This is a genomic window from Arthrobacter glacialis (assembly GCF_002909415.1).
Taxonomy (GTDB): domain Bacteria; phylum Actinomycetota; class Actinomycetes; order Actinomycetales; family Micrococcaceae; genus Specibacter; species Specibacter glacialis.
In genome coordinates this window covers 115,412-137,280 of the sequence record NZ_PPXB01000002.1, presented here as the reverse complement: position 1 = coordinate 137,280, position 21,869 = coordinate 115,412, and the positions used below count along the sequence as shown (strand labels likewise).

Annotated in this window: 17 protein-coding genes; 10 read left to right on the top strand and 7 right to left on the bottom strand. The window is 64.1% G+C overall.

Annotated features, from left to right (window positions below; genetic code table 11):
• The first annotated feature begins 124 nt into the window (after positions 1-124).
• Together ligA and CVS28_RS02695 are read left to right on the top strand one after the other, a co-directional pair.
• On the top strand, positions 125-2,422 hold the full coding sequence (ligA, locus tag CVS28_RS02700) for an NAD-dependent DNA ligase LigA (protein WP_103464436.1): 2,298 nt from the start codon (positions 125-127) through the stop codon (positions 2,420-2,422).
• A gap of 2 nt (positions 2,423-2,424) precedes the next feature.
• Positions 2,425-3,261, top strand: a complete 837-nt coding sequence (locus tag CVS28_RS02695; protein ID WP_103480540.1) for an inositol monophosphatase family protein — start codon at positions 2,425-2,427, stop codon at positions 3,259-3,261.
• A 24-nt stretch (positions 3,262-3,285) separates the two neighbouring features.
• Here CVS28_RS02695 and ppgK read toward each other — a convergent pair whose 3' ends face one another.
• The 5 genes from ppgK to CVS28_RS02670 form a co-directional block, all read right to left on the bottom strand.
• On the bottom strand, positions 3,286-4,056 hold the full coding sequence (gene ppgK, locus CVS28_RS02690; RefSeq protein WP_103480539.1) for a polyphosphate--glucose phosphotransferase: 771 nt from the start codon (positions 4,054-4,056) through the stop codon (positions 3,286-3,288).
• A 151-nt stretch (positions 4,057-4,207) separates the two neighbouring features.
• Entirely contained in the window at positions 4,208-5,881 is a 1,674-nt protein-coding gene (locus tag CVS28_RS02685; protein WP_103480538.1) for a glycoside hydrolase family 13 protein, read from the bottom strand.
• A 92-nt stretch (positions 5,882-5,973) separates the two neighbouring features.
• A complete protein-coding gene (locus CVS28_RS02680) occupies positions 5,974-6,894 on the bottom strand; it encodes a carbohydrate ABC transporter permease (RefSeq protein ID WP_103464386.1) in 921 nt (306 codons plus the stop codon).
• Positions 6,895-6,905: 11 nt separating this feature from the next.
• A complete protein-coding gene (locus CVS28_RS02675; protein WP_103480537.1) occupies positions 6,906-7,838 on the bottom strand; it encodes a carbohydrate ABC transporter permease in 933 nt (310 codons plus the stop codon).
• A gap of 19 nt (positions 7,839-7,857) precedes the next feature.
• A complete protein-coding gene (locus CVS28_RS02670; protein WP_103480536.1) occupies positions 7,858-9,129 on the bottom strand; it encodes an ABC transporter substrate-binding protein in 1,272 nt (423 codons plus the stop codon).
• A gap of 156 nt (positions 9,130-9,285) precedes the next feature.
• On the opposite strand from CVS28_RS02670, the gene CVS28_RS02665 reads away from it, so the two are divergent.
• Together CVS28_RS02665 and CVS28_RS02660 are read left to right on the top strand one after the other, a co-directional pair.
• Entirely contained in the window at positions 9,286-10,509 is a 1,224-nt protein-coding gene (locus tag CVS28_RS02665) for an ROK family transcriptional regulator (protein WP_103480535.1), read from the top strand.
• A gap of 39 nt (positions 10,510-10,548) precedes the next feature.
• The gene (locus CVS28_RS02660; protein WP_103480534.1) at positions 10,549-11,895 is read left to right on the top strand and encodes a CoA transferase; all 1,347 of its coding nucleotides are present in this window, start codon (positions 10,549-10,551) and stop codon (positions 11,893-11,895) included.
• A 174-nt stretch (positions 11,896-12,069) separates the two neighbouring features.
• On the opposite strand, the gene CVS28_RS20070 is transcribed toward CVS28_RS02660, so the two are convergent.
• On the bottom strand, positions 12,070-12,993 hold the full coding sequence (locus tag CVS28_RS20070) for a hypothetical protein (RefSeq protein ID WP_243399654.1): 924 nt from the start codon (positions 12,991-12,993) through the stop codon (positions 12,070-12,072).
• A 296-nt stretch (positions 12,994-13,289) separates the two neighbouring features.
• Between CVS28_RS20070 and CVS28_RS02650 the strand changes: the two genes are divergently transcribed.
• Positions 13,290-13,787 (top strand): GNAT family N-acetyltransferase, encoded by a 498-nt coding sequence (locus CVS28_RS02650; RefSeq protein WP_103480533.1) that lies wholly within the window; start codon positions 13,290-13,292, stop codon positions 13,785-13,787.
• A 141-nt stretch (positions 13,788-13,928) separates the two neighbouring features.
• Entirely contained in the window at positions 13,929-14,306 is a 378-nt protein-coding gene (locus CVS28_RS02645) for a RidA family protein (RefSeq protein WP_103480532.1), read from the top strand.
• A gap of 30 nt (positions 14,307-14,336) precedes the next feature.
• Here the strand turns inward: CVS28_RS02645 and CVS28_RS02640 are convergent, their stop codons facing one another.
• Positions 14,337-16,817 (bottom strand): bifunctional lysylphosphatidylglycerol flippase/synthetase MprF, encoded by a 2,481-nt coding sequence (locus tag CVS28_RS02640; RefSeq protein ID WP_243399653.1) that lies wholly within the window; start codon positions 16,815-16,817, stop codon positions 14,337-14,339.
• Positions 16,818-16,942: 125 nt separating this feature from the next.
• Here CVS28_RS02640 and CVS28_RS02635 point away from each other — a divergent pair, with 125 nt between their 5' ends.
• From CVS28_RS02635 to gatB, 4 genes are all read left to right on the top strand, one after another.
• Positions 16,943-18,277: an LssY C-terminal domain-containing protein gene (locus CVS28_RS02635; RefSeq protein WP_103480531.1), complete on the top strand. Its 1,335-nt coding sequence runs from the start codon at positions 16,943-16,945 to the stop codon at positions 18,275-18,277.
• 86 nt (positions 18,278-18,363) lie between these two features.
• Positions 18,364-18,660 carry an Asp-tRNA(Asn)/Glu-tRNA(Gln) amidotransferase subunit GatC gene (gene gatC, locus CVS28_RS02630; protein ID WP_103464394.1) on the top strand — a complete coding sequence of 99 codons (297 nt, stop codon included), beginning with the start codon at positions 18,364-18,366 and terminating at the stop codon, positions 18,658-18,660.
• 3 nt (positions 18,661-18,663) lie between these two features.
• Positions 18,664-20,202 (top strand): Asp-tRNA(Asn)/Glu-tRNA(Gln) amidotransferase subunit GatA, encoded by a 1,539-nt coding sequence (gatA, locus tag CVS28_RS02625; RefSeq protein ID WP_103480530.1) that lies wholly within the window; start codon positions 18,664-18,666, stop codon positions 20,200-20,202.
• On the top strand, positions 20,202-21,710 hold the full coding sequence (gatB, locus tag CVS28_RS02620) for an Asp-tRNA(Asn)/Glu-tRNA(Gln) amidotransferase subunit GatB (RefSeq protein ID WP_103464396.1): 1,509 nt from the start codon (positions 20,202-20,204) through the stop codon (positions 21,708-21,710). Before gatA ends, gatB begins: the two co-directional genes overlap by 1 nt.
• Positions 21,711-21,869: the final 159 nt, after the last annotated feature.

The window sequence follows — 21,869 nt, the reverse complement described above, 5'->3', positions numbered from 1 at the left end:
CGCCGTGCCGGGTCCCGGGCCTTGTTGGGAGCCCGCGGCGCCCCGTTCCGCTTGTGGCGCCCCGTTAACGGGGCGCCACAAGCGGAACGGGGCGCTTTTTCGTGCGTCGGCGCGTCATTGCGTAATCGCCTACTCGTGGCAGGATAGAGGCGTGAGCAGCGAGCCAGAAGAAACCCAGCCAATCCCCGCCGACGCAGACCGGGAGCGCTACGGCGTCCTGGTGGATTTGATCCAAAAATACCGCGCGGCGTACTACAACGACGACGCCCCCTTGGCTTCCGATGCCGAGTTTGACGTGCTGTACACCGAGCTGGAGACCCTCGAGGCCCTGCATCCGGAACTGATCACCAACGATTCCCCCACCCAGACGGTCGGAGGTGAAGCGTCCGTGGCGTTCGCCGCCGTCGACCATCTGGCCCGCATGTATTCCCTGGAGGACGTTTTCTCCCTCGAGGAGCTGGAAGCCTGGTTGCGCAAGGCCGAAGCGTCGGTTCAGAAGCAGCACGGCCTGGCCCCGAAGTGGCTGACCGAGCTGAAGATTGACGGCTTGGCCGTGAATCTGCTCTACCGCGACGGCGTGCTGGTTCGCGCTGCCACGCGCGGCGACGGCTTCACGGGTGAGGACATCACCCACAATGTGGCTACCATCAAGGACATTCCGCAGCGCCTGCACGGCACCGGTTTCCCGGCCGAGGTGGAGATCCGCGGCGAAGTGTTCATCGCCTCCAAGGACTTTGCCGAGCTGAACGAGAAAATGGTGGCCGCGGGCAAGGCGCCCTTTGCCAACCCGCGGAACTCGGCGGCAGGTTCGTTGCGCCAAAAGGATCCCGCCGAGACGGCCAAGCGGCCGCTGAGCATGTACGTGCACGGCATTGGTGCCCGCGAGGGACTGGAAACCACCAGCCAGTCCGAGACCTACGCGCAGCTTATGGAGTGGGGCATGCCCACCAGCCCCTACTTCAAGGTGCTGGACACCCTCGAAGAAGTGCTGGAATTCATCGCCCACTACGGCGAGCACCGGCACGATTTGATCCACGAGATCGACGGCATTGTGGTCAAGGTTGATGATTTTGCCACCCAGCGGGCTCTTGGCAACACCTCCCGGGTGCCGCGCTGGGCCGTGGCCTACAAGTACCCGCCGGAGGAAGTCCACACCAAATTGTTGGACATTCGGGTAAATGTGGGGCGCACCGGCCGTGTGACCCCGTATGCGGTCATGGAGCCGGTGAAGGTGGCTGGTTCCACCGTGGAAATGGCCACCTTGCACAACCAGGACGTGGTCAAGGCCAAGGGCGTGCTCATTGGCGATGTTGTGGTGCTGCGCAAGGCCGGGGATGTGATTCCGGAGATCGTGGGCCCCGTGGTGGCGCTGCGCACCGGGGACGAGTACGAATTTGTCATGCCCACGCACTGCCCGTCCTGCGGTACTGAGCTGGCGCCGGCCAAGGAGGGCGACATTGACATCCGCTGCCCCAATGCCAAATCCTGCCCCGTGCAGCTGACCGAACGCGTGGCGCATCTGGCCGGCCGGGGCGGCTTCGACATTGAGGCACTGGGCTATGAGGCTGCTGCTGCCCTGACCAACGGTGCGGGCCCGGACCCGGCGGAGCACGACGGCGTGATTGCCCCGAGCGGCCCTGGCGTGATCACCAGCGAGGCGCAAATCTTCCAACTGGCCGAGAGCTACCCTGATCCTGCGCTGCGCGAGGCGCTGGCCGGGGTCACCGTGTGGCGTGAAATCCGGGCCAAGGGAGCCGGCACCGGCAAGTTCCAACTGGTCCCGTATTTCTACACCAAGGCCACGGCCAAGAAACCCTCCGTGCCGTCCAAAACCACGGAGAAGCTGTTCAAGGAACTGGACAAGGCCATGTCCCAGCCGCTGTGGCGTGTTCTGGTGGCCCTGAGCATCCGGCATGTTGGCCCCACGGCGTCGCGCGCCCTGGCCACACGCTATGGCACCATGGACGCCATCCGCACGGCCCTGAAGACTGAGGATGCGCGCGAACAGCTGGCCAACGTTGACGGGGTGGGCGCCATCATTGCCGACGCACTTATCGAGTGGTTTGCCGTGGACTGGCACCTGGAGATCGTTGATGCCTGGGCTGCCGCCGGTGTGGTCATGGCTGACGCCGTGGATGAATCCACCCCCCGCACCCTGGAGGGGTTGACCATTGTGGTGACGGGCACGCTGCCCAACTTCAGCCGGGACGAGGCCAAGGAGGCCATCATCACCCGGGGCGGCAAGGCCTCGGGTTCGGTGTCAAAAAATACCTCGTACGTGGTGGCCGGTGAAAACGCCGGCACCAAGCTGGACAAGGCCGAATCGCTGGGCCTGAAGGTCTTGGACGAGGAAGGTTTTGCCCGACTGCTGGCCGAGGGGCCGGCTGTTGAAGAATCAAGCACAGAAAACTTAGGGGAGTAGCCATGCACCAGAATCGCATTGACGAACTTTTGGAAGTGGCCTTGCGCGCGGCCGCGGCGGGGGCGGCCGTGCTGGCCGTCCGGGATCCGGCAGGGTTCGGCGCCACGGAAAAGTCCTCCGATGCTGACTGGGTGACGGCCTTTGATGTTGCCGCCGAGAACGCTGTCCGCGCCGTAATTGCCGATGTGCGTCCGCATGACGTCATCACGGGCGAGGAGCTGGCGCCGGCACTGCCTGCTGAGCCGTCGGGCTACCGGTGGAGCATCGACCCGCTCGACGGGACCATGAACTTCATCCGCAACATTGCCTACTACGGCACCTCGGTGGCTGTTGCCGGGCCCGACGGCGAATGGCTGGCCGGCGTTGTCAACGCACCCGCCCTGCGCCGGATCTACTTCGCCTCCCGCGGCGGCGGTGCCTGGCTGGATGAAACCCGGGCCGACGGCGTGTCGGCCGTGCGTCAGCTGACGGGCCCCACCGATGCCAGGGGCGGGACCCTGCTGTCCACGGCGTTGACGTATGAGCCGGCCATCCGGCGTCGTCTGGTCTCCGAACTGGATGCGCGGATGGACCACTTTGGGGACATGCGCCGCCTGGGCTCGGCCTCTTTGGAACTGTGCGCCGTGGCCGAGGGCGGTGTGGACGCCTACCTGGAGTACGGCCTCTTTGAGCATGACTTTGCCGCCGGTGGCTTGATTGCCGAAGAGGCAGGTGCCTGGGTGAGTCGCCCGGTGCTGAGCCCGGCCGTCAACGGCCTGCCCACGCGCGAGGAAGTCCTCGGGGTGTGGACAGCCGCCTGCGTGCCCGGGCTGGAAGGCCACTTCGCCCCGGAGGAGTAGCCCCGGCTTAGGTCACAGCGTTCCTTAGCGCACGGTCAACGCAGCCCCCACAACGCCTGCCGTGTTGTGCAGGAGCGCCGGGCGCACAGGGGTGTCCAAACGCAGCTGCGGCAAAAATTCCTCATGCCGCACCGAGATGCCGCCGCCCAGAATGATCAGCTCGGGGGAGAAGAGGAACTCCACATGGGCCAGATAATCCTGCAGCCGCAGGGAGTATTCCTGCCAGCTCAGGCCGTCGCGTTCGCGGGCCACGGCTGAGGTCCTGGCTTCAGCTTTTTCCCCGCCGATCTCCAGATGGCCCAGCTCAAAATTGGGCACCAGGGCCCCGTCCACCACCAGGGCCGAACCAATCCCTGTGCCCAGCGTCAGGACCAGAACCGCCCCGTGCTGTCCCTTTCCTGCCCCCATGGCCGCCTCGGCCAAACCGGCGGCATCGGCGTCGTTGATGACCAGGACGTCCCTGTTCAGGGCTGTGCCAAGCAAGTCGTTGACCTGCCGGCCTATCCATTCATCGCTGATGTTGGCCGCCGAGCAGGCTGTCCCGCGGCGGATGATGGCGGGGAAGGCAACACCCACGGCAGCGTCCGGCTCCGGCGACTGGTCCCAGCCTTGGACGTCCGCCACCACTGCTTGGAGGGCCCGTGCCACGGCGTCGGGTGTGGCGGGGTTTGGTGTGGGCAGTTGGGCCATGGGGCTGGCCAGGTTTCCGGTGTCCGTGTTGACCACACCGTACTTGATGGCGGTGCCGCCAATGTCGATGCCCAGGCGCAGGGCTTCGCGGGTTGTTGATTCCATGGAAAATCCGTTCAAGGGGCTAATGCGCGCTGCCGCCCACCCCGGATGCTGGGGTGGGCGGCAGGCTCGGGGAGGGCGTGGTTGGGCCCACGCCCGCGAGGGGCCCCTTTGATGGGTCGCTAGCGACCCATCAAAGGGGAGCGGGTGGGGACTAAACGAGCCAGGCCGTGGCGTTGGCGGGCAGCTTGCCGCCTGCCAAGGGAACGCTGCTCACGGCAACAGTTCCTTCGGGAAGCTCGACGGCGGTATCGCCAAAGTTGGTCACGACATTCCAGCCGTTGGGACGGGCAAAGTGCAGCACGTCCGCGTTGGCGTTGGCAATCCAGTCCAGTTCCTCACCCGTCTGCAACTGGCGGCGCAGGGCCAGGGCGTCGCGGTATAGGGTCAGGGTGGAGCCGTCCACGGAGTCCTGGGCGGATGCTGCGTGCTCAGCAAACCAGGCCGGCTGTGGCAGGTGCGCGGCGGCCTCGCCAAAGCCAAAGGACGTGTCAGTGCTGGTCCAGGGCAGGGGCACACGGCAGCCGTCGCGGCCCACTTCAATGCCCGTGTTACGGAAGAACGCCGGGTCCTGGCGGTCGGCGTCGGCAATGTGGGCCACCTCGTGCAGGCCCAGTTCCTCACCCTGGTAGAGATACGCCGAGCCGGGCAGCCCCAGCATGAACAGCGTTGCGGCGCGGGCGCGGCGCAGCCCCAGCTCGCGGTCCAGCTCGGATTCCTCGCCGCCGTTCAGGAGCCAGTCCTTGCCGTCCTGGGTCTTTTCCGCATCGGCCAGCTTGGGCAGGCCGTAGCGGGTGGCGTGGCGGACCACGTCGTGGTTGGAGAACACCCAGGTGGAGGAGGCGCCGGTGGCGGCGGACTCGGCCAGATTCTTGGTCACGATCGAGACGAAGGATTCGGCCTCAAAGTCTGCCATGAGCAGGTCAAAGTTGAAGGCCTGGCCCAGGCTGGTGGGGGACGCATAGCGGGCGCGGCGGGACTGGTCCACCCAGGCCTCGGCAACGGCTGTGCGCGGCGGGTTGTACTCGTTGAACAGTGCACGCCATTCGGCGTAGATTTCGTGGACCTGATCGCGGTCCCACAGCGGGTTGGAGCCGTTGTGCAGCTTCTCCAGCCTGCGCAGTTCGGCCTTGTTCGGCAGCGGCTCGGAGAGGTCCTTGGAGAGTGCATGGGCCACGTCGATGCGGAAACCGTCCACACCCCGGTCGGACCAGAAGCGCAGGGTCTTCAGGAAATCGTCACGGATTTCGCGGTTGTCCCAGTTGAAGTCGGGTTGCTCGGAGGCAAACAGGTGCAGATACCACTGTCCGTCAGGCACCTGGGTCCAGGCCGGGCCGCCAAAGATGGAGCCCCAGTCCGACGGCGGCAGCTCGCCGTTGGTGCCCTGGCCGTCGCGGAAGATGTAGCGGGCCCGGGCCGCGGAACCCTTCTCGGCGGCGAGGGCCTCCTGGAACCAGGCGTGCTGGTCCGAGGAGTGGTTCGGGACAATGTCCACAATAATCTTCATGCCGGCGTCGTGGAGGGCTGCGGCCATCTCGTCAAAGTCGGCCAAGGTGCCCAGGCGCGGGTCAACGTTGCGGTAGTCAGCAACGTCGTAGCCGCCGTCGGCCAGTTCGGAGGGGTAGAACGGGCTCAGCCATACGGCGTCCAGGCCCAGTTCCTTCAAGTACGGCACCTTGGCGGTGATGCCCTTGATGTCCCCGAGGCCGTCGGCGTTGGCGTCGTGGAAGCTGCGCGGGTAGATCTGGTACACGGCTGCCTGGCGCCACCAATGGGGATCGGCGGCCAGAGTGTCGGCGTTCAGGACGGAGAGCGGGGAAACGGTCATGGTGTATTCCTTCGTGTGGGGTGGTTTGGGAAGCGTTGAAAGATGGGGGAGCGCTATTTCACTGCGCTATTTGACTGCGCTATTTGACTGCGCTATTTCACTGCGCCGCGCATCACGCCGGACATGATCCAGCGCTGGGCGAACAGATAAACCAACAGGGTCGGCGCCAGGGCCATCAGGTACGAGGCGAAGGCCAGGGAGTAGTTGGTGTTGAACTGGCCCTGGAACAATTGCTGGACCACCGGCAGGGTTTGCAGTGCGGGGTCGGCTATCAGCATTTGGGGGAGCAGGAAGTCGTTCCAGGAACCCAGGAAGGCGAAGATGCCTACCGTGGCGCTCATCGGCGCAAGGAGGGGGAAGATGACCTTGCGGAACGTCTGCCAGGTGCTGGCGCCGTCGAGCCTTGCAGCCTCCTCCAGCTCCACCGGAATGGAACGCAGGAAGGCGATGAACAGCAGCGAGTTGAAGGAGATGCCACCCACAATGTGGATGAAGGCAACACCTAGCGGGTTGTCGAGGCCAAACATGGCCGTCTGCTTAATGAGCGGCAGGATGACCACCGGGAACGGCACAAACATGGCGGAGAGGAAGTAAATGTAGGAGAGCCGGAAGAACTTCTTGTCCCAGTTGCGCACAATGGCGTAGGCCACCATGGAGCTCGCGGCCAGGGCACCCAGCACGGAGATGACTGTGATGAACGCCGTGGACATGAAGGCGGCAGGGTAGTTGGTCAGCTCAAACGCCTGGGCGAAGTTTTCCCAATGCGGGTCCGTGGGCCAGGCAAAGCCGGTGCCGGAGGCAGCTTGTTCGGGGGATTTCAGGGCCATGCTGATGGTGAAGTACAGCGGAACCAGGATGGTCAGTGATGCCACGAGCAACAGCGACGTCATCCACCAGTTGATCTTGTAGCCTTCGCGGTTGATGCGCCGGGTCCTGACGGGGCGGGGAGCGTCCAGTTTCGCCGGACCGTGGAGTTCCGGGCGCAGAGCAGTCACTTTTGATGCGGTTGTCATTGTTGGTGTCATTAGAGTGAAACCTCCCGGCGGCGCAGGATTTGCAGCTGCAGCAGCGAAATGATGAGCGTGATGATGAAGAAGATGATCGCGTTGGCCATTTGGTACGAGTAGTCGCCGCCGGCAAAACCGGAGAAGATGCGCATGGCAACGGACTGGGTTGCCGTGCCGGGGCCGCCGCCGGTCAAGGCGACAATGACTTCATAGGTGCCCAGGTAGCCCTTGAAGCCCAGGATGATGTTGATGACAACGTAGCCTGCGATCAGTGGCAAGGAGATGCTGCGCAGCTGGCGCCAGGGCCCGGCCCCGTCAAGGGAAGCAGCCTCATAAACGTCCTCGGAAATGCTCTGCAGGCCGGCCAGATAGATGATGGTGGCACCCGGAGCTGCCTGCCAGACGGTGACAAACACGATGGCTGCCCACGCCCACTGCTCGTTGGCCAGGATGCTGGTGGCCAGGGGCGCAATGCCCAGGGCTTCGGCAATGCCGGGGAGTGTGTTGGAGAACAGGTAGTTGAACACGTAGGCGATGATGAGCCCGGAGAGCACCATGGGGATGAAGTAAATACCGCGGATGCCAGTCTTGAACTTGATTTTCGAGTTCAAGCCCAAAGCCAGCAGCAGGGCCACCACATTCACCACAACGGTTGCCATAATGGCGAAGAAGAAAGTGAACGCGTAGGACGCCAGGATTTCGGGGTCTGAAAAAATGTTTTGGAAGTTCCGCAGGCCCACCATTTTCCAGTCGCCGTAGCCGGCGTAATTGGTGAAGCTGAAGAATCCACCAATCAAGGCCGGAATGGTGCTGAAGATGGCGAAAAGGACCAGAACCGGAACGATCATCCAGTAGTAGGTGGGGTCAACCTTGCGTTTCTTGTGGTTGATCTTGAGTGCTGTGTCGCTGGCAGCTGGGGCAACTGTGCGGACGCTGGCTGGGGCAGTCATGATTTTCTCCTTTGAAAATCTAGGCGTTGCGGGCGGCAACACGGTGCCAAGAGTCGTCGAGGGTGGTCAGGAATGCGTCAGTGTTTTTGTTCAGCGCCAGCGTTTGGAAATAGTTGTTCAGGGTGATGGCCGGCGGGAAGTAGTTGGTCACGTTGAGGTAGTACTTGCCGTCCGTGATGAACGGTTGCAGCCCCGCGACTTGTTCATTGGTGGTCTTCTCCGCGTTCTTGAGAGGGGAGAAAGCAGAGAACTTGTTGTTGTACGCGTTGACCACGGCCGGCTCCATGAGGTAGCTGACAAAGCGTTTTGCCGCGTCCATCCGCGGTGTTGAGCGGGCTATGGAGAACGTCATGTCCAGGGTGACCTGGGCCTGGGTAACGCTTGGGTCCTCGCTCATGGGCAAGGGAAAGGTGCCGAGCTGGATGGCGGGGTTGATGGTGGTCAGCTCCGAGAGCGCCCAGGGGCCCTGCATGTACATCGCCGAACCGCCCTTGGCGAAGGCCGCGTTCCCGTCCGTGTAGGCACGGCTGCCGGCGTCCTTTTGCATAAACCCGAGCACCTGCAGGAACTTCTCGGTGGCAACTTTGAAGTCTTTGGTGAAGGAAACGTCCGGGTTGTTCTTCAAATCCGCAGCTGTCGTGGGCATGCGGGAGAAGAAGTCAGCCAAATCCACTGTGCCGCCCGAGACGTAGCCATAGGGTTGGCCCAGGGTCCAGGAGTCCTTGAAGGTTCCATAAATCGGGGTGATTCCGGCCGCCGTGAACGTCTGGCAGGCGGCCAGGAATTCACTCCACGTGGTGGGCACCTTCACGTTTTGCTGGGCAAACAAGTCAACGTTGTAGATGACACCGGCCGCGGCCAGGGAGAACGGCAGGGCGCTGAGTTCGCTGCCGTTGTACTGGCCAAAGGAGTTGATCAATTCCAACGCCTTGGGATCAGCCATGGACGCTGCGGGAAGATCGGCGAGGTTGGCGAAGATGCCCTTTTTGGCGAAGTCGGCTGTGGTGACCGAGTAGGCGTTGGTCACCACATCGGCGGGGTTGTCGCGAATCAGGCCGGGAACCCAGTTGCCGCCGTTGAAGTCCTGGACCACACGGATGTCGGGGTTTTTGGCTTCGAAGTCCTTGATGAGGCCGTTGAAGTAATCCACCACCTCGGGCTTGCCCTGCTGCAGGCGGATGGTGGTGACGGCGCCTGCCTTGGCATTGCTGCAGGCAGGCAGCGCCAGGGCTGCGGCGGCGACGCCTGCCACCGCCAGTATGCTGCGACGGCTGATGGCGGAGGCGCTCACAGGGCTAAGCCTGGGGCGGAGAGTGAAACGGCCTTCATCAAAAAACTCCCTTGTTCTTTTGGACTGAGATGGAACAGTTGCAACGGGTTGCGGGTTACCCAACGGTAATGATTTGCACTCTATATTTAGACTCTAAATTTATGCGCTGTTAGTATTATGTACATCACACGGCCGGACGTCAAGGGGCAACTTTTGGAACTCACAGCGAACACCCCCCAGCAGTTGCGCCAGACAAACATGAGTGCCATCTTGAGTGTCATGCGCCGCTCCGGCGCGTTGACCGGCACGGATCTCATCGAGGCCACGGGGCTGGCCCGGGCCACGGTGATAGCCGTGTGCGATGACTTGATCCAGGCAGGCTGGGTCCGTGAACTCCCCGCCCAGCGCACGGCGGTGCAAAAGGGCCGGCCCGCGAGGGTGTTTGAATTTGATGCCGCGGCAGGGGTTGTGGTGGGACTGGACTTTGGCGTTGCCAAGACCACTGCCCTGGTGGCGGATCTGCGCGGCAACATCCTGGCCAAGGCCACCGAGAGTCTGAGCGAATTCTCAGCCCCGGACGCCGAACGCCTCGCCAGCATCGACAAAGCCATCCGGACAGCCCTGGCGAGTGCGGGCGTCACCCATGAGGCCGTGCTGGTTGCCGGGCTGGGAATTGCCGCGCCCGTTGACCGGGCAGGCAACATTCCCCACAGCCAGCCCTTCTGGGAGAACTTTGACATTGGCATCCAGGAAAATCTGCGCGATCGGTACGGCTGGCCGGTGCTGCTGGGCAACGACGCCAACCTGGCGGCCATGGCCGAGCGCTGGATAGGCGTGGCGGCCGGCAGCGATGACCTGGCCGTCATGCTGGCAGGTGAACGCATTGGTTTCGGTTTGATGGAATCCGGGCGGCTGCTGCACGGTGCCTCGGGGCGCAGCGGCGAAGCGGGCCTGCTTCACCTGGTGCACGGGGTCGGAACACCGGAGGGTATTGCCGTGCTGGCCCGCGACATGGCCCTGCTCGCCTGCAAAAAGGGCCTGCCCAAAACAGTCCTGTCCACTCTGGCCGGCGACATCACCGCCGAGGCGGTCTTTGCTGCAGCGGCTGGCGGTGATGCAGTGGCTGCACGGATACTCGATGACATTGCCAAGCGCATGGCCCGGGTCATCTCCTTGATAGCCACTTTCTTTGATCCGGAGCTGGTGGTCATTGGCGGCGCCGTGGCGGAGTCCTCGGCCGTCCTGCTCAAGCCGCTGCAGGCCGAGCTGACAACGCTCATGCCCAACCCACCGAAGGTTGCTGTCTCCACGTTGGGCGACGCCATCGTGACACTCGGTGCCGTCCGCCTGGCCTTGGACTATGTGGAAAAGCATGCGCTGGAGCTGGTTCCGCGCGCGTAACCGGCGCCGTCATGCCTGCGGCGGGCGTACTGTGTTGCCATGGACGTCAGAAACGGAATCTTCCTGCCGCCGGAGGGCATAACTGTGACCGGGGCCGGGACGCTGCCGGCAGCCTTTGATGTCTCGGGGTTTGCTGTTGCAGCCATGGGGGAAGCCGCCACAGCCATAGCCCGGCTGGCCCGGCATCATGGCGGCGCCCGTGCCGACATTTCCATCGACAGGGACCTGGCCTCCCTGTGGTTTGGGCTTTCCTTCACGCCCGTCGGCTGGGAGCTGCCGCCGATCTGGGATGCCATCGCCGGGGACTACCAGTGCGCCGATGGCTGGATCCGTCTGCACACCAACGCCCCGCACCACCGCGCCGCCGCCGTGAAAGTCTTGGGGCTGGGGGCCGACGCCAACCGCGCAACCGTTGCGGCCGTCGTCGAGCATTGGACCGGGCAGGAGCTGGAGGACGCCGTGGTTGCGGCCCAGGGCTGTGCTGCGGTGATGCGCTCGCCGGAGCAGTGGCGGGACCATGCGCAGGGGCGTGCCGTGGCTGGCGAACCCTTGATTGCGTGGGGTTCTGCGCGAGCTTACGACGCCGGAACCTCCGCCCGCGTCCGGCTCGCCAGTGCCGGGCGGCCGCTGGCAGGGGTGCGGGTGCTGGATTTGACGCGGGTCATTGCCGGTCCGGTGGCAACGCGGTTCCTGGCCATGTACGGGGCGCAGGTGCTGAGAATCGACCCGCCCGACTGGGAAGAGCCGGTGCTGGAAGCGGAGATGACGCTGGGCAAGCACTGCGCCCGGCTCGATCTGAAGTCTCCCGAGGGATTCGCCAGGCTGCACGAGCTGCTGGCCGGGGCGGACATCCTCATCCACGGCTACCGCCCCGACGCGCTGGAGAACTTGGGGTTCTCGGACGACGAGCTGTCCGCCAAGTTCCCGCAGCTGGTCAACATAGCCCTGGACGCTTACGGGTGGAGCGGACCCTGGGCCAATCGCCGGGGCTTTGATTCGCTCGTGCAGATGAGCTGCGGCATCGCCTCCTCGGGGATGACTGAATTTGGCGCTAGCAAGCCGTTTCCGCTGCCCGTTCAGGCGCTGGATCATGCCACCGGCTACCTGTGTGCGGCGGCGGCCATCGACGCCTGGCGGGAGAGCCTGGGCGGCTCCGTGCGCACTGCGCGGCTGTCTCTGGCCAGAACCGCCGTGGAACTGGTGCTGACCCGGCCGTCGGATCCCGCTGCGCCGGCGCCTGTTCTTGGTACTTTTACGCAGATTCCTGAGGAAACGCGGTGGGGTCCTGGCCTGCGTTTGCCCGCTGCCATCCGGATTTCAGGGCTTGAGCCGTTCACCGATGTGCCGGCCCGGGGGTTCGGCTGGGCGCCGCCCGCCTGGCCATAGTGCCGGATTCCGGACCAGCTGGATTCGGTACCTCCTGAATTCCTGGATACCCGGAATCCAAACTGCAGCTGATGCGGGTGCCGCCGGCGTCCCCGATTCCAAACTGCAGCTGATGCGGGTGCCAGACCCGAGGACCCGCATCAGCTGCAGTTTCAATGTGGGCAGCGGTCCGGATCAGCCGCGCCAGCCGTGCTGCCGCAGTGCGCGTTTGAACATGTCGACCACATGGGCGTCGCCGCGGCGCATATCCGCCTTGTACACCTTGACCTGCAGCCATCCACGGGCAGCTGTCCGTTCATCACGGGTGCGATCAAAGAGCTGCTTTTCCGGGATCTTGTGCACCTCGCCTTCGTATTCACCGCTGGTTTTGAATTCCTCGCAGGCAAGGTCTGGCGATACTTCCGGACTGCCCGCAATGGCGTAGTTGGTGGTGAATTCGGGCAGCCCCGCACGCTGCAACATTAAACGCAACCGGGTTTCCGGCGGGGAGTCCACACCGACCCGCATCAGTTCCACGGCAGTCCTGGCGGCTTGGAGGCCCCGGATGCTGCGTTTGCCGGCGATATAGGAAGCCAGCGTTTCTGCCGGGACCACAGGCAACTTGGGTGGTTCAAAATAGCGGTCATGCTCACAGACCAGGAAGTCCGCCACGGCCACCAGATCATTCAGGCCCAACAGGGTGCCCAGATCCAGAAACGTTCGTGCGGGCGTGGTGACCGGCACGCCGTCGATCATCATGATCTCCTCGGGCTCCAACGCGTTGTTGTGGCCGATCACGTTCCGCCGCCGCGCCTGCGCCGAGTGTGCTGGCCGGGTGAGATGAATGGTCCGGATTTCATCGTCGAACCACGGCAGCGGCATGCCGTGCAGTTGAGCCGCCGTGACATGGGAGATGCAGCCTGATCCGCACAATGCCGTATAGGGGCGCACCCGGTCAAGCAACTGTTGCTTTTTGCCGCGAGGCACCCGGATCTCCCGGCTGGGGATGGACAGGTCTTGTGCCCGCAACCGGCTGCGCGTGGCGCCGGCGGCCAAGCCCTCACTGAACGTGAAGGAGCGCCGAGGGAGGCTTCCTGGGAGCTGGGGTCGGGCGACCATGCATAAAGTCTGACCCAAATTCCCGAACCGTGTGGGAAGTTATCCACAGGGCAGCGGCGGGGTCTGCTCGTGAGGGAAATCGAAACAGCAGCTAATGCGGGTGCCGCCGCTTTCCCGGAATCGAAACTACAGCTGATGCGGGTGCGCAGGCCCGAGACCCGCATCAGCTGCTGTTTGGAATTGAGGCAGGGCAGGGAATACCGGAAATTTCCGCCCCGGTAGCGGAATGCGCAAGAATTGGAACGCGGGGGCCGCTGACCCTCGTGCCGTTCGCCAGGAGTAGGAATAAGAAACGCATGAACTTGTTGGTCCGTCCCATCACCGAAGCCGATTACGACGCCGTAGCCCGGGTCACTGCCGACGCCTACCTGGGTGCCGGATACTTTGCCAGCGCGGACAATCCGTACATGCGCCACATTCTGCGGGTCCGGGAGCGGGCAGCCGTGGCGCCCATGATTGTTGCTGAGCGCGACGGTGAGGTCATTGGCTCGGCCACCCTGGCAGTTTACGGCGATGAATGGGCTGACATCGCCCTGGAAGACGAGCTGGAGTTCCGTTTGCTGGTGGTGGATCCGGCAGTGCAGCGCAGCGGCGCCGGCAGGGCCATGGTGGAGCATATCCTGGCGCAGGCACGTGCCGCAGAAGGCATCGCGGCCGTCAGCCTGACCACCGGCGATGACTGGCACAGCGCCCATGCGCTCTACCAAAAGCTTGGCTTCAGCCGTGCCCCCGAACGCGACTGGCCCATCCCGGAAAACGGCAAAATGCTGCGCGTTTACCGCATGGAACTCTAGGGGCCCGCGGCGGCCCCGCATCGCAGGCTACCGTCCGAACAGTCGAAAAGCGCAATGAACTCTGCAGGGGGGATGTCCTGCCCTTATAGTGGTGGCTCCACTATCCGGGCGCAAGGCCCCACGACACTAAAGGACATCCACGTGCGCAAAATTTACGGTTCCGGCTCCAGCTGGGAAAAGACCCTTGGCTACTCCCGCGCCGTGCAGGTCGATGACACCCTGTACATCTCCGCGACCTCGGCTGCGGGCCCCGACGGGACGGTTGTTGGCGAGGGCTTCTACGACCAGAGCGCTTACATCCTGACCAAGCTCGACGCCGTGCTGGCGGAGGCGGGATTCTCCTTTGCCGACGTGGTGCAGTCCAAGATCTACCTGACGGACATCAGCGCTTGGGAAGAGGCCGGCCGTGCCCACGGTGAGGTCTTTGGCGAGATTCGACCCACCCTGGCCCTGGTCCACGTGCTGCCGTTCCTTGACCCCGCCATGAAGGTCGAAATCGAACTCGTCGCCCAGCGCTGACGGGCCCACCATCGGGCGCGGGCCGGGCGCTTATTTGGCCAGGGTCCGCGCCAGCGCCCGGTAGTCCTTGGGCCCCATGTCCGGGAGATACGCCTTGCCAATGGCCACGCCAATGGCCGGGAGTTTGAGTGGGTCGGCAAAGGCCATGTGCATGGTTTGGTATTCGGGATTGAACTTGCTCTTGAACTTAAACAGCGAATGAAAGCCGTAGGCCGGTTCCAGGGTGTTGGCGAGAGTATCCAGGAGCAGCGTCATCGCGGAGGATTCGGCGGGCGTTTGGCCGTCAGCCAGTGGCTTGGTGGCCAGTGGCGCCCCGGACAGCGAGAGGACTTCCACGCCGTCGTCCTTCATGCGGAACGCTGCCGCCGCGATGACAAACTCCATGATGCCGGGAATGGCGTTCTCGCCCCGGCGCATGAAGTCCAGCGTGTAGCCCACTGCCTTGCCGTCGCGGTAGCTGGGCAGCCAGCTGGTGATGGCCTGCAAACTGCCGTCGTTGCCAATGGCCAGCAGCAGTCTTACTTCGGGATCCTTGAGCTCGTCCATGCCGCCCAGCGTGAAGCCCATTTCGGGCAATTCCTTCTCCGAGACCCACTGTTCGCTGATGGTGTTGATGCGGGTGGCCATCAACGCCGGCAGCTCTGCCCATGAGGACCAGAGCGTGGTGACACCTTCCCGGGTGCCGCGGTTGCTGGCCGAACGGACTTTTTGCCAGTGCTTGCCGGCCAGGTCAAAGGTGGGCGGGTGCATGAGTGTCTCCTCGCCCACGGGCATGGTGGACCAGTTCAGGGCCGCGAAGGTGGGCAGGGTGCGTCCGTGAACGCTGTAGAACACCGGAACCCAACTGTTCGCATCGCAGAAGGCAACGAATTCGCGGATGGTGGGGTCAACCCGGTGATCCAGGGCGACGGGGTCCGAGAGAATGATGGCGATGCCGTTGATCACGCGGTAGGCGACGCCGGATTCGCCGTCGTCGCTGAACCAATAAACGTTGCCCTTCCACGTACCCATGAAGCTCAGGGTGCCGCCACCGCCGCGGCGCAGCAGCTCCCGGAAACGTTGTTCGTCATCGAGGGAGCGCCCGGTCTCGGTGGCCCGCAGGAGCTTGATGCTGGCCAGCACAAACACGAGCCAAAACACCGGGCCCACCCACTGGAACAGGAACAGCACCAACGGGGCGGTGGGTTCGGCAACAGTGCCCAGCATGGGTTGCAAGCCCCCGGGAATGAAGCGCTGCACGGTGGAAGCCAGAACGGCGCCTGGGGCAACACCGCCGGGGATGGCTACGGCGGCTATCAGATAAACCAGTGCCAGCACCACGAAACTGCCTGCCACGGTGATGGTGAACCACCGAACGCTGCGCCGGGGTGCGCGGATCTGGAACTGGCGCCGGGTGATCAGCAGCAGCACGATCAAGGCTAGCGGCAGCAACAGAGCCGCCATCAGCTCCACCAGAAGCTCAGCGATCGCCAAGAGGTCGCCAGGTGTTGCGTCGGTGGAGTCCAGCGTCAGGTTCAGATCATCCGCGGATGGGGCCGTGAAGGGCAGCACGGCAATGGCTGCGTTGCTGGCAATGGCCAAGATGAGCGCAAACCGGCGGCCGCGGCGTAGTCCACCAGCCGCCACCAACAACAAGACCAGCGGCAATAACGCCAACAGCACCTGGCCCAGGCCCTGGCTGTCATCGAGGCTGGCGCCGAAGAACAAACTCACGAACGACAACGGACCCGACCCGCCGGGAGGCAGCAGCGCGGCGAGAGGCCCCAAGGCAGAGATGGCGACGACGGCCGCCACCAGGGACCGGGTCTCGGCGTGGGAACTGCGCCGGAAGCCCAGGAAGAACGGGCCCGGGCGCAGGATGGCGCCCAGGAACAGACCAAGCAGCCCGGCCATGAGCCGGTAGAAATTGTTTTGGTCCCCGTTGTACAGAAAAAACATGAGCACCGTGGCAAACGTGAACAGGCGTATGCGCCGCCGCCACAGGGTGGGGGCAAATGCGCTCGCCGTGACCAGGGCGCCCACGATGCCAATGGTGGGGTCGCCGGTGAAAATCTCGTGCGTGTATTGCGCCCAAAGTTCCCCGGCGCTGGCACCGAGCCACTGCAAGCCAATGCCCACAGCGATGCCCAGGGCACCCGTCAGCACGAAGGCCAGGGCCGTGCGGCTGCTGCCAATGAGACGCTCGGCTGCTGCCAGCGCGGTCAGGGAGAGCAGCACCACCACGGCGAGTTGGGCCGGGTTTTCGGCAACAAAGAGCGCTGTCAGGGGTGTCCACCACAAGCCCTCACCGATGGTGTTTGATACTCCGGCGGCCCACCACGGAGCGTCCTGCCCGGAGGCTGGAAATTTCCACAGGGTGCCTGCCATGGCTGCCGTGAGCACGGTGATGACCGCGAGCGCCATGCTGATGGGGGACCTGCGCAGGTAGCGCCCCAGGGCGAGCCGCAGCGCGGATGGTGGTGGGGGGATGGTGTCCGGGACGGGTTTTCCTGCTACGGACGGCTCAGTCACGGGACCTCCAAGGGGACTTTTGCATCACACTACGTGTCAACAGGGCCCCAGTCCAGAGCGGGAGGCAATGCCATGGGCCTTGACATGCGGGGTGGTTTTCGCCAGACCCGGTCTAAGATGACCACATGAATCCCACGCCGTCAGCGGACCCCGGCTTGAGCAAGAAGTCATGGCGCAGCAAGTGGCCTACCCGGCGCCGCTCCACCAACGCCGTGGTGGACAACGTTGTTTTCGTCTTCAGCGGTGTTGCTGCCCTGTGGCTGGCAGGGCTGGTGCTTCAGGAAGGTTTCGCCTGGGGCTGGTATCTGGCGCTGTTCTTTGTCCTCTTCTGGGTGGTGCTCGCCTATCTGGTGTTGCCCCGGCTGCACAGGATCCTCACCTCCATCTACGTCCCGGACTACTTCATTGGCCGGGCCCGGACCAGTGATGGTTTGCTGGGGGACCCCATCAATGTGGCAGTGGTGGGAAGCGAAGCCCAGATCCATGAGGCCATGACACATGCTGGCTGGATCCGCGCCGATGAGATCACCTTGGCCTCCAGCCGCCGCATCATCACTTCCACGCTTTTCAAGCGCAGCTACGATGAGGCACCCGTGAGCCCGCTGCTGCTGTTTGGCCGGCAACAGGACTTGGCTTACCAGCAGGAAGTGGCCGGCAACCCCGCCAAGCGCCACCATGTGCGGTTTTGGCGTTGCCCCGAAGGGTGGATGCTGCCCGGCGGTCACCAGGCAGACTGGCTGGCTGCCGGCACCTTTGACAGGGCCGTGGGTTTCTCCCTGTTCACCTTGCAGATCACCCACAAGATCGACGCCGACACTGACACCGAACGCGATCACATAGTGGCGACGCTGGCCAACAGCAATGCCGACATCGGTGTTCGGGTCATTGAGGACTTCTCCACCGGCTACCACTCCCGCAACGGTGGCGGGGACACCATTGTCACGGATGGGAACCTGCCCGTAGTGGATGTTGACAAGGTGGTTGTGCCGGCCGATGGGAATGCACTGGGCCCGGACCTTGAGGCCCGCAGGGCAGCCCGGGCAGCGCGCCGCCCGGTTTCCACGGCCCTGGGCGTGCTGCTGATGCTGATTCGGGTGGTGGTGGGTGCTGTTTCAGTGGCCATACTGTTGGGTGACCGTGCGGAGATCCTGGATGTTTCGGCCGCCAGTGTAAGCGCCGACGAGACTGCGGCCCTGGATATTTTTCTGCTCGTGATCGCGGCACTGGCTGCCCTGGGCATTGCCCTCTACCTGGTGCTGGCCTACCTGGTCTTCAGGGGGAGCAACTGGGCAAGGATTGCCGCCATGGCGTTCAGCGCGCTGCTGGTAGTGGTTTCGGCGCTCGATTTCATCGACGGCGAGTCCATCACCTTGAGCACCAACATCTTTGGGCTGCCACTGGACATTTTGGTCCTCCTGGCGCTGTCCGCGCGCAATTCCAGGCTGTGGGCGCGGAGATAGGCATCGCATGGCAGGCGGGTTTTGCCGCCTGCCATGCGAGATAAGCTAGGAGTAAGACAACTTTTGCTATTAAACAGGGGAGATCCATGGCTGCGATCAACCGTGACGACGTGGCGCATTTGGCGCAACTGGCTCACATCGAGATGAGTGACGACGAACTGGACCGCATGGCCACTGAACTGGCAGTGATTGTGGATTCGGTCAAGAGCGTCAGTGAGGCTGCCGGCGACGACGTTCCCGCCACCTCGCACCCGATTCCGCTGACCAACGTCATGCGTGAAGACGTGGTGGGTCACGTGCTGACTGTGGACGAGGCCCTTTCCGGTGCCCCGGATTCCGCCGACGGCCGTTTCAAGGTGCCCGCAATTTTGGAGGAAAGCTAAACCATGACTGCCAACGAACTGATTCGTTCCAGCGCGGCCGAAATGGCCGCAAAACTGGCCGCCAAGGAAATTACCTCCGTGGAACTGGTCCAGGCGCACCTTGACCGGATTGCCGCCGTCGACCATGGAGAACGCGGCGTCAACGCGTTCCTGTACGTGAACACCGAGGAGGCGCTCGCAGTAGCTGCCGACGTCGATGCCCGCCGCGCCGCCGGTGAGGAGCTCCACGAGCTGGCTGGCGTGCCGATCGCCATCAAGGACCTGATCGTCACCAAGGGCCAGCCCACCACGGCGGGTTCGAAGATCCTTGAGGGCTGGATGAGCCCCTACGACGCCACCGTCATCAAGAAGATCCGCGCCGCGCGCATGCCGATGCTGGGCAAGACCAACTTGGACGAATTCGCCATGGGCTCCTCCACGGAGCACTCCGCCTACGGCCCCACCCGCAACCCCTGGGACCTGGACCGGATCCCCGGCGGCTCCGGTGGTGGCTCCGCTGCCGCCGTCGCCGCCTTCGAGGCTCCGCTTGCCTTGGGCACCGACACCGGTGGCTCCATCCGCCAGCCCGGCGCCGTCACCGGCACCGTTGGTGTGAAGCCCACCTACGGCGCAGTGTCCCGCTACGGCGCCATCGCCATGGCGTCCTCGCTGGACCAGATCGGCCCGGTAAGCCGCACCGTCCTGGACTCCGCCTTGTTGCAGGAAGTCATTGGCGGGCACGACCCCCAGGACTCCACCTCGCTGACCGACGCCTCCACAGGCCTTGCCGCCGCCGCCCGCATGGGCAATGTGAAGGGCATGAAGATCGGCATCATCAAGGAGCTGCACGGCGAGGGTTACCAGACCGGCGTCGAAAACCGCTTCAACGAATCCCTGGAGCTGCTGCGCGGCGCCGGGGCCGACATTGTTGAGGTCTCCTGCCCCAACTTCGGCTACGCGCTGGGCGCCTACTACCTGATCATGCCCAGCGAGGCTTCCTCCAACCTGGCCAAGTTCGACGGCGTCCGCTTCGGTGCGCGCACCCTGCCCACTGAGGGCCCGCTCACCATTGAGCGCGTCATGGGCGCCACCCGCGCCGCCGGTTTCGGCGATGAGGTCAAGCGCCGCATCATCCTGGGCACCTACGCCCTCTCCGCCGGCTATTACGACGCCTACTACGGCTCGGCCCAGAAGGTGCGCACCCTGATCCAGCGTGACTTCGCCGCCGCGTTCGAGCAGGTTGACGTGCTGATCTCCCCGACGTCCCCCGTCACGGCCTTCAAGCTGGGCGAGAAGCTCGATGATCCGCTGGCCATGTACCTCAACGACGTCGCCACCATCCCGGCGAACATGGCCGGCGTCCCCGGCTTGACCCTGCCCGGCGGCCTGGCCGATGAAGACGGTCTGCCCGTGGGCATCCAGCTGCTGGCACCCGCCCGCGAAGACGCCCGCCTGTACCGTGTTGGTGCCGTCCTGGAATCCTTGTTGGAAGCCCAGTGGGGCGGCCCCATCCTGGATCAGGCGCCCGCACTTGCCAGCACCGCAGCCGAGGAGGCTAACTAATGCATGTTGACACCATTTTGAGCTTCGATGAAGCCATGGAAAAGTACGACCCCGTTCTGGGTTTTGAGGTTCACGTTGAATTGAACACCAAGACCAAGATGTTCTCTTCGGCACCGAACGCCTTTGGCGACGCCCCCAACACCAACGTCAACGAAGTGTGCCTGGGCCTGCCCGGCGTGCTGCCGGTGGTGAACAAGAAGGCCGTTGAGTCCTCGATCCTGATCGGTCTGGCGCTGAACTGCAAGATCGCCCCGCACAGCACCTTTGCGCGCAAGCAGTACTTCTACCCGGACACCCCGAAGAACTTCCAGACCTCCCAGTACGATGACCCCATCTGCTACGACGGCTGGATCGACATCGAACTCGAAGACGGCACAGTTTTCCACGTGGAGATTGAGCGCGCCCACATGGAAGAGGACGCCGGAAAGCTGACCCACATGGGTGGCTCCACGGGCCGCATCCAGGGCGCCGACTTCTCCTTGGTGGACTACAACCGTTCGGGTGTTCCGCTGGTGGAAATTGTCACCAAGACCATTGAGGGTGCCGGTTCCCGCGCACCCGAGTTGGCCAAAGCCTATGTTGCAGCCATCAGGGAAATCGTCAAGAACCTGGGCGTTTCAGAGGCCAAGATGGAGCACGGCAACGTCCGTTGCGACGCCAACGTCTCCCTGCGCCCGCACGGCCGGGAAAAGTTCGGCACCCGCACCGAGACCAAGAACGTGAACTCGCTGCGCGCCGTCGAGAACGCCGTGAAGTTTGAGATCCAGCGCCATGCTGCGGTTTTGGATTCCGGTGTGGCCATCACGCAGGAAACCCGCCACTGGCACGAGGACACCAAGTCCACCACCTCGGGGCGCCCCAAGTCCGACGCCGACGACTACCGTTACTTCCCGGAACCGGACCTGGTGCCCATTGTCACCACGCCCGAGTGGGTTGAGGAACTGCGCTCACGCCTGCCCGAGCCGCCCGCCGAGCGCCGCAAGCGCCTGCAGGCCGACTGGGGCTACACGGACCTGGAATTCCGCGACGTGGTCAACGCCGGCCTCATGGACGAAATTGAAGAGACGGTCGCCGCCGGTGCCTCGGCCGCCGCAGCCCGCAAGTGGTGGATGGGCGAAATCGCCCGCCGCGCCAAGCTGGCCGATGTGGACCCCGCAGCGTTGGGCGTCAGCCCCGCCGTGGTGGTTGAAATTGAGAAGCTCATTGCCTCCGGCGCCATCAACGACAAGCTGGCCCGCAAGGTGCTCGACGGCGTCCTCGAGGGTGAAGGGACGCCCGCTGAGGTTGTGGCCAAGCGCGGGCTGGCTGTTGTCTCCGACGACGGCGCCCTGCAGACTGCCATCGATGAAGCCCTGGCAGCCCAGCCCGACGTTGCGGAGAAGATCCGCGGCGGCAAGGTGCAGGCTGTTGGTGCCATTGTTGGCGGCGTCATGAAGGTGACCCGCGGACAGGCCGACGCCGGCCGCGTGCGCGAACTGATCCTCAAGACGCTCGGCGTCGAAGGGTAACGCACTCCCAACGCTCGCAAGCTCGCGTCTGGGCCCTCGGGCACGTGGGCCCAGCCCTTCCGCGTCTCTCGGCGCCCCGTTCCGCTTGTGGCGCCCCGTTAACCGGGTGCCAGAAGCGGAACGGGGCGCCGACTCGCTTCACGAAACGGCCCCCGCGCC

What these genes read in the sequence shown, in the direction of transcription:
- CVS28_RS02695 (WP_103480540.1), top strand. Translation starts at nt 2,425, where the DNA reads ATGCACCAGAATCGCATTGACGAACTTTTGGAAGTGGCCTTGCGCGCG.
- ppgK (WP_103480539.1), bottom strand. Translation starts at nt 4,056, where the DNA reads ATGGAATCAACAACCCGCGAAGCCCTGCGCCTGGGCATCGACATTGGC.
- CVS28_RS02685 (WP_103480538.1), bottom strand. Translation starts at nt 5,881, where the DNA reads ATGACCGTTTCCCCGCTCTCCGTCCTGAACGCCGACACTCTGGCCGCC.
- CVS28_RS02680 (WP_103464386.1), bottom strand. Translation starts at nt 6,894, where the DNA reads ATGACAACCGCATCAAAAGTGACTGCTCTGCGCCCGGAACTCCACGGT.
- CVS28_RS02675 (WP_103480537.1), bottom strand. Translation starts at nt 7,838, where the DNA reads ATGACTGCCCCAGCCAGCGTCCGCACAGTTGCCCCAGCTGCCAGCGAC.
- CVS28_RS02665 (WP_103480535.1), top strand. Translation starts at nt 9,286, where the DNA reads ATGTACATCACACGGCCGGACGTCAAGGGGCAACTTTTGGAACTCACA.
- CVS28_RS02660 (WP_103480534.1), top strand. Translation starts at nt 10,549, where the DNA reads ATGGACGTCAGAAACGGAATCTTCCTGCCGCCGGAGGGCATAACTGTG.
- CVS28_RS20070 (WP_243399654.1), bottom strand. Translation starts at nt 12,993, where the DNA reads ATGGTCGCCCGACCCCAGCTCCCAGGAAGCCTCCCTCGGCGCTCCTTC.
- CVS28_RS02650 (WP_103480533.1), top strand. Translation starts at nt 13,290, where the DNA reads ATGAACTTGTTGGTCCGTCCCATCACCGAAGCCGATTACGACGCCGTA.
- CVS28_RS02635 (WP_103480531.1), top strand. Translation starts at nt 16,943, where the DNA reads ATGAATCCCACGCCGTCAGCGGACCCCGGCTTGAGCAAGAAGTCATGG.
- gatC (WP_103464394.1), top strand. Translation starts at nt 18,364, where the DNA reads ATGGCTGCGATCAACCGTGACGACGTGGCGCATTTGGCGCAACTGGCT.
- gatA (WP_103480530.1), top strand. Translation starts at nt 18,664, where the DNA reads ATGACTGCCAACGAACTGATTCGTTCCAGCGCGGCCGAAATGGCCGCA.
- gatB (WP_103464396.1), top strand. Translation starts at nt 20,202, where the DNA reads ATGCATGTTGACACCATTTTGAGCTTCGATGAAGCCATGGAAAAGTAC.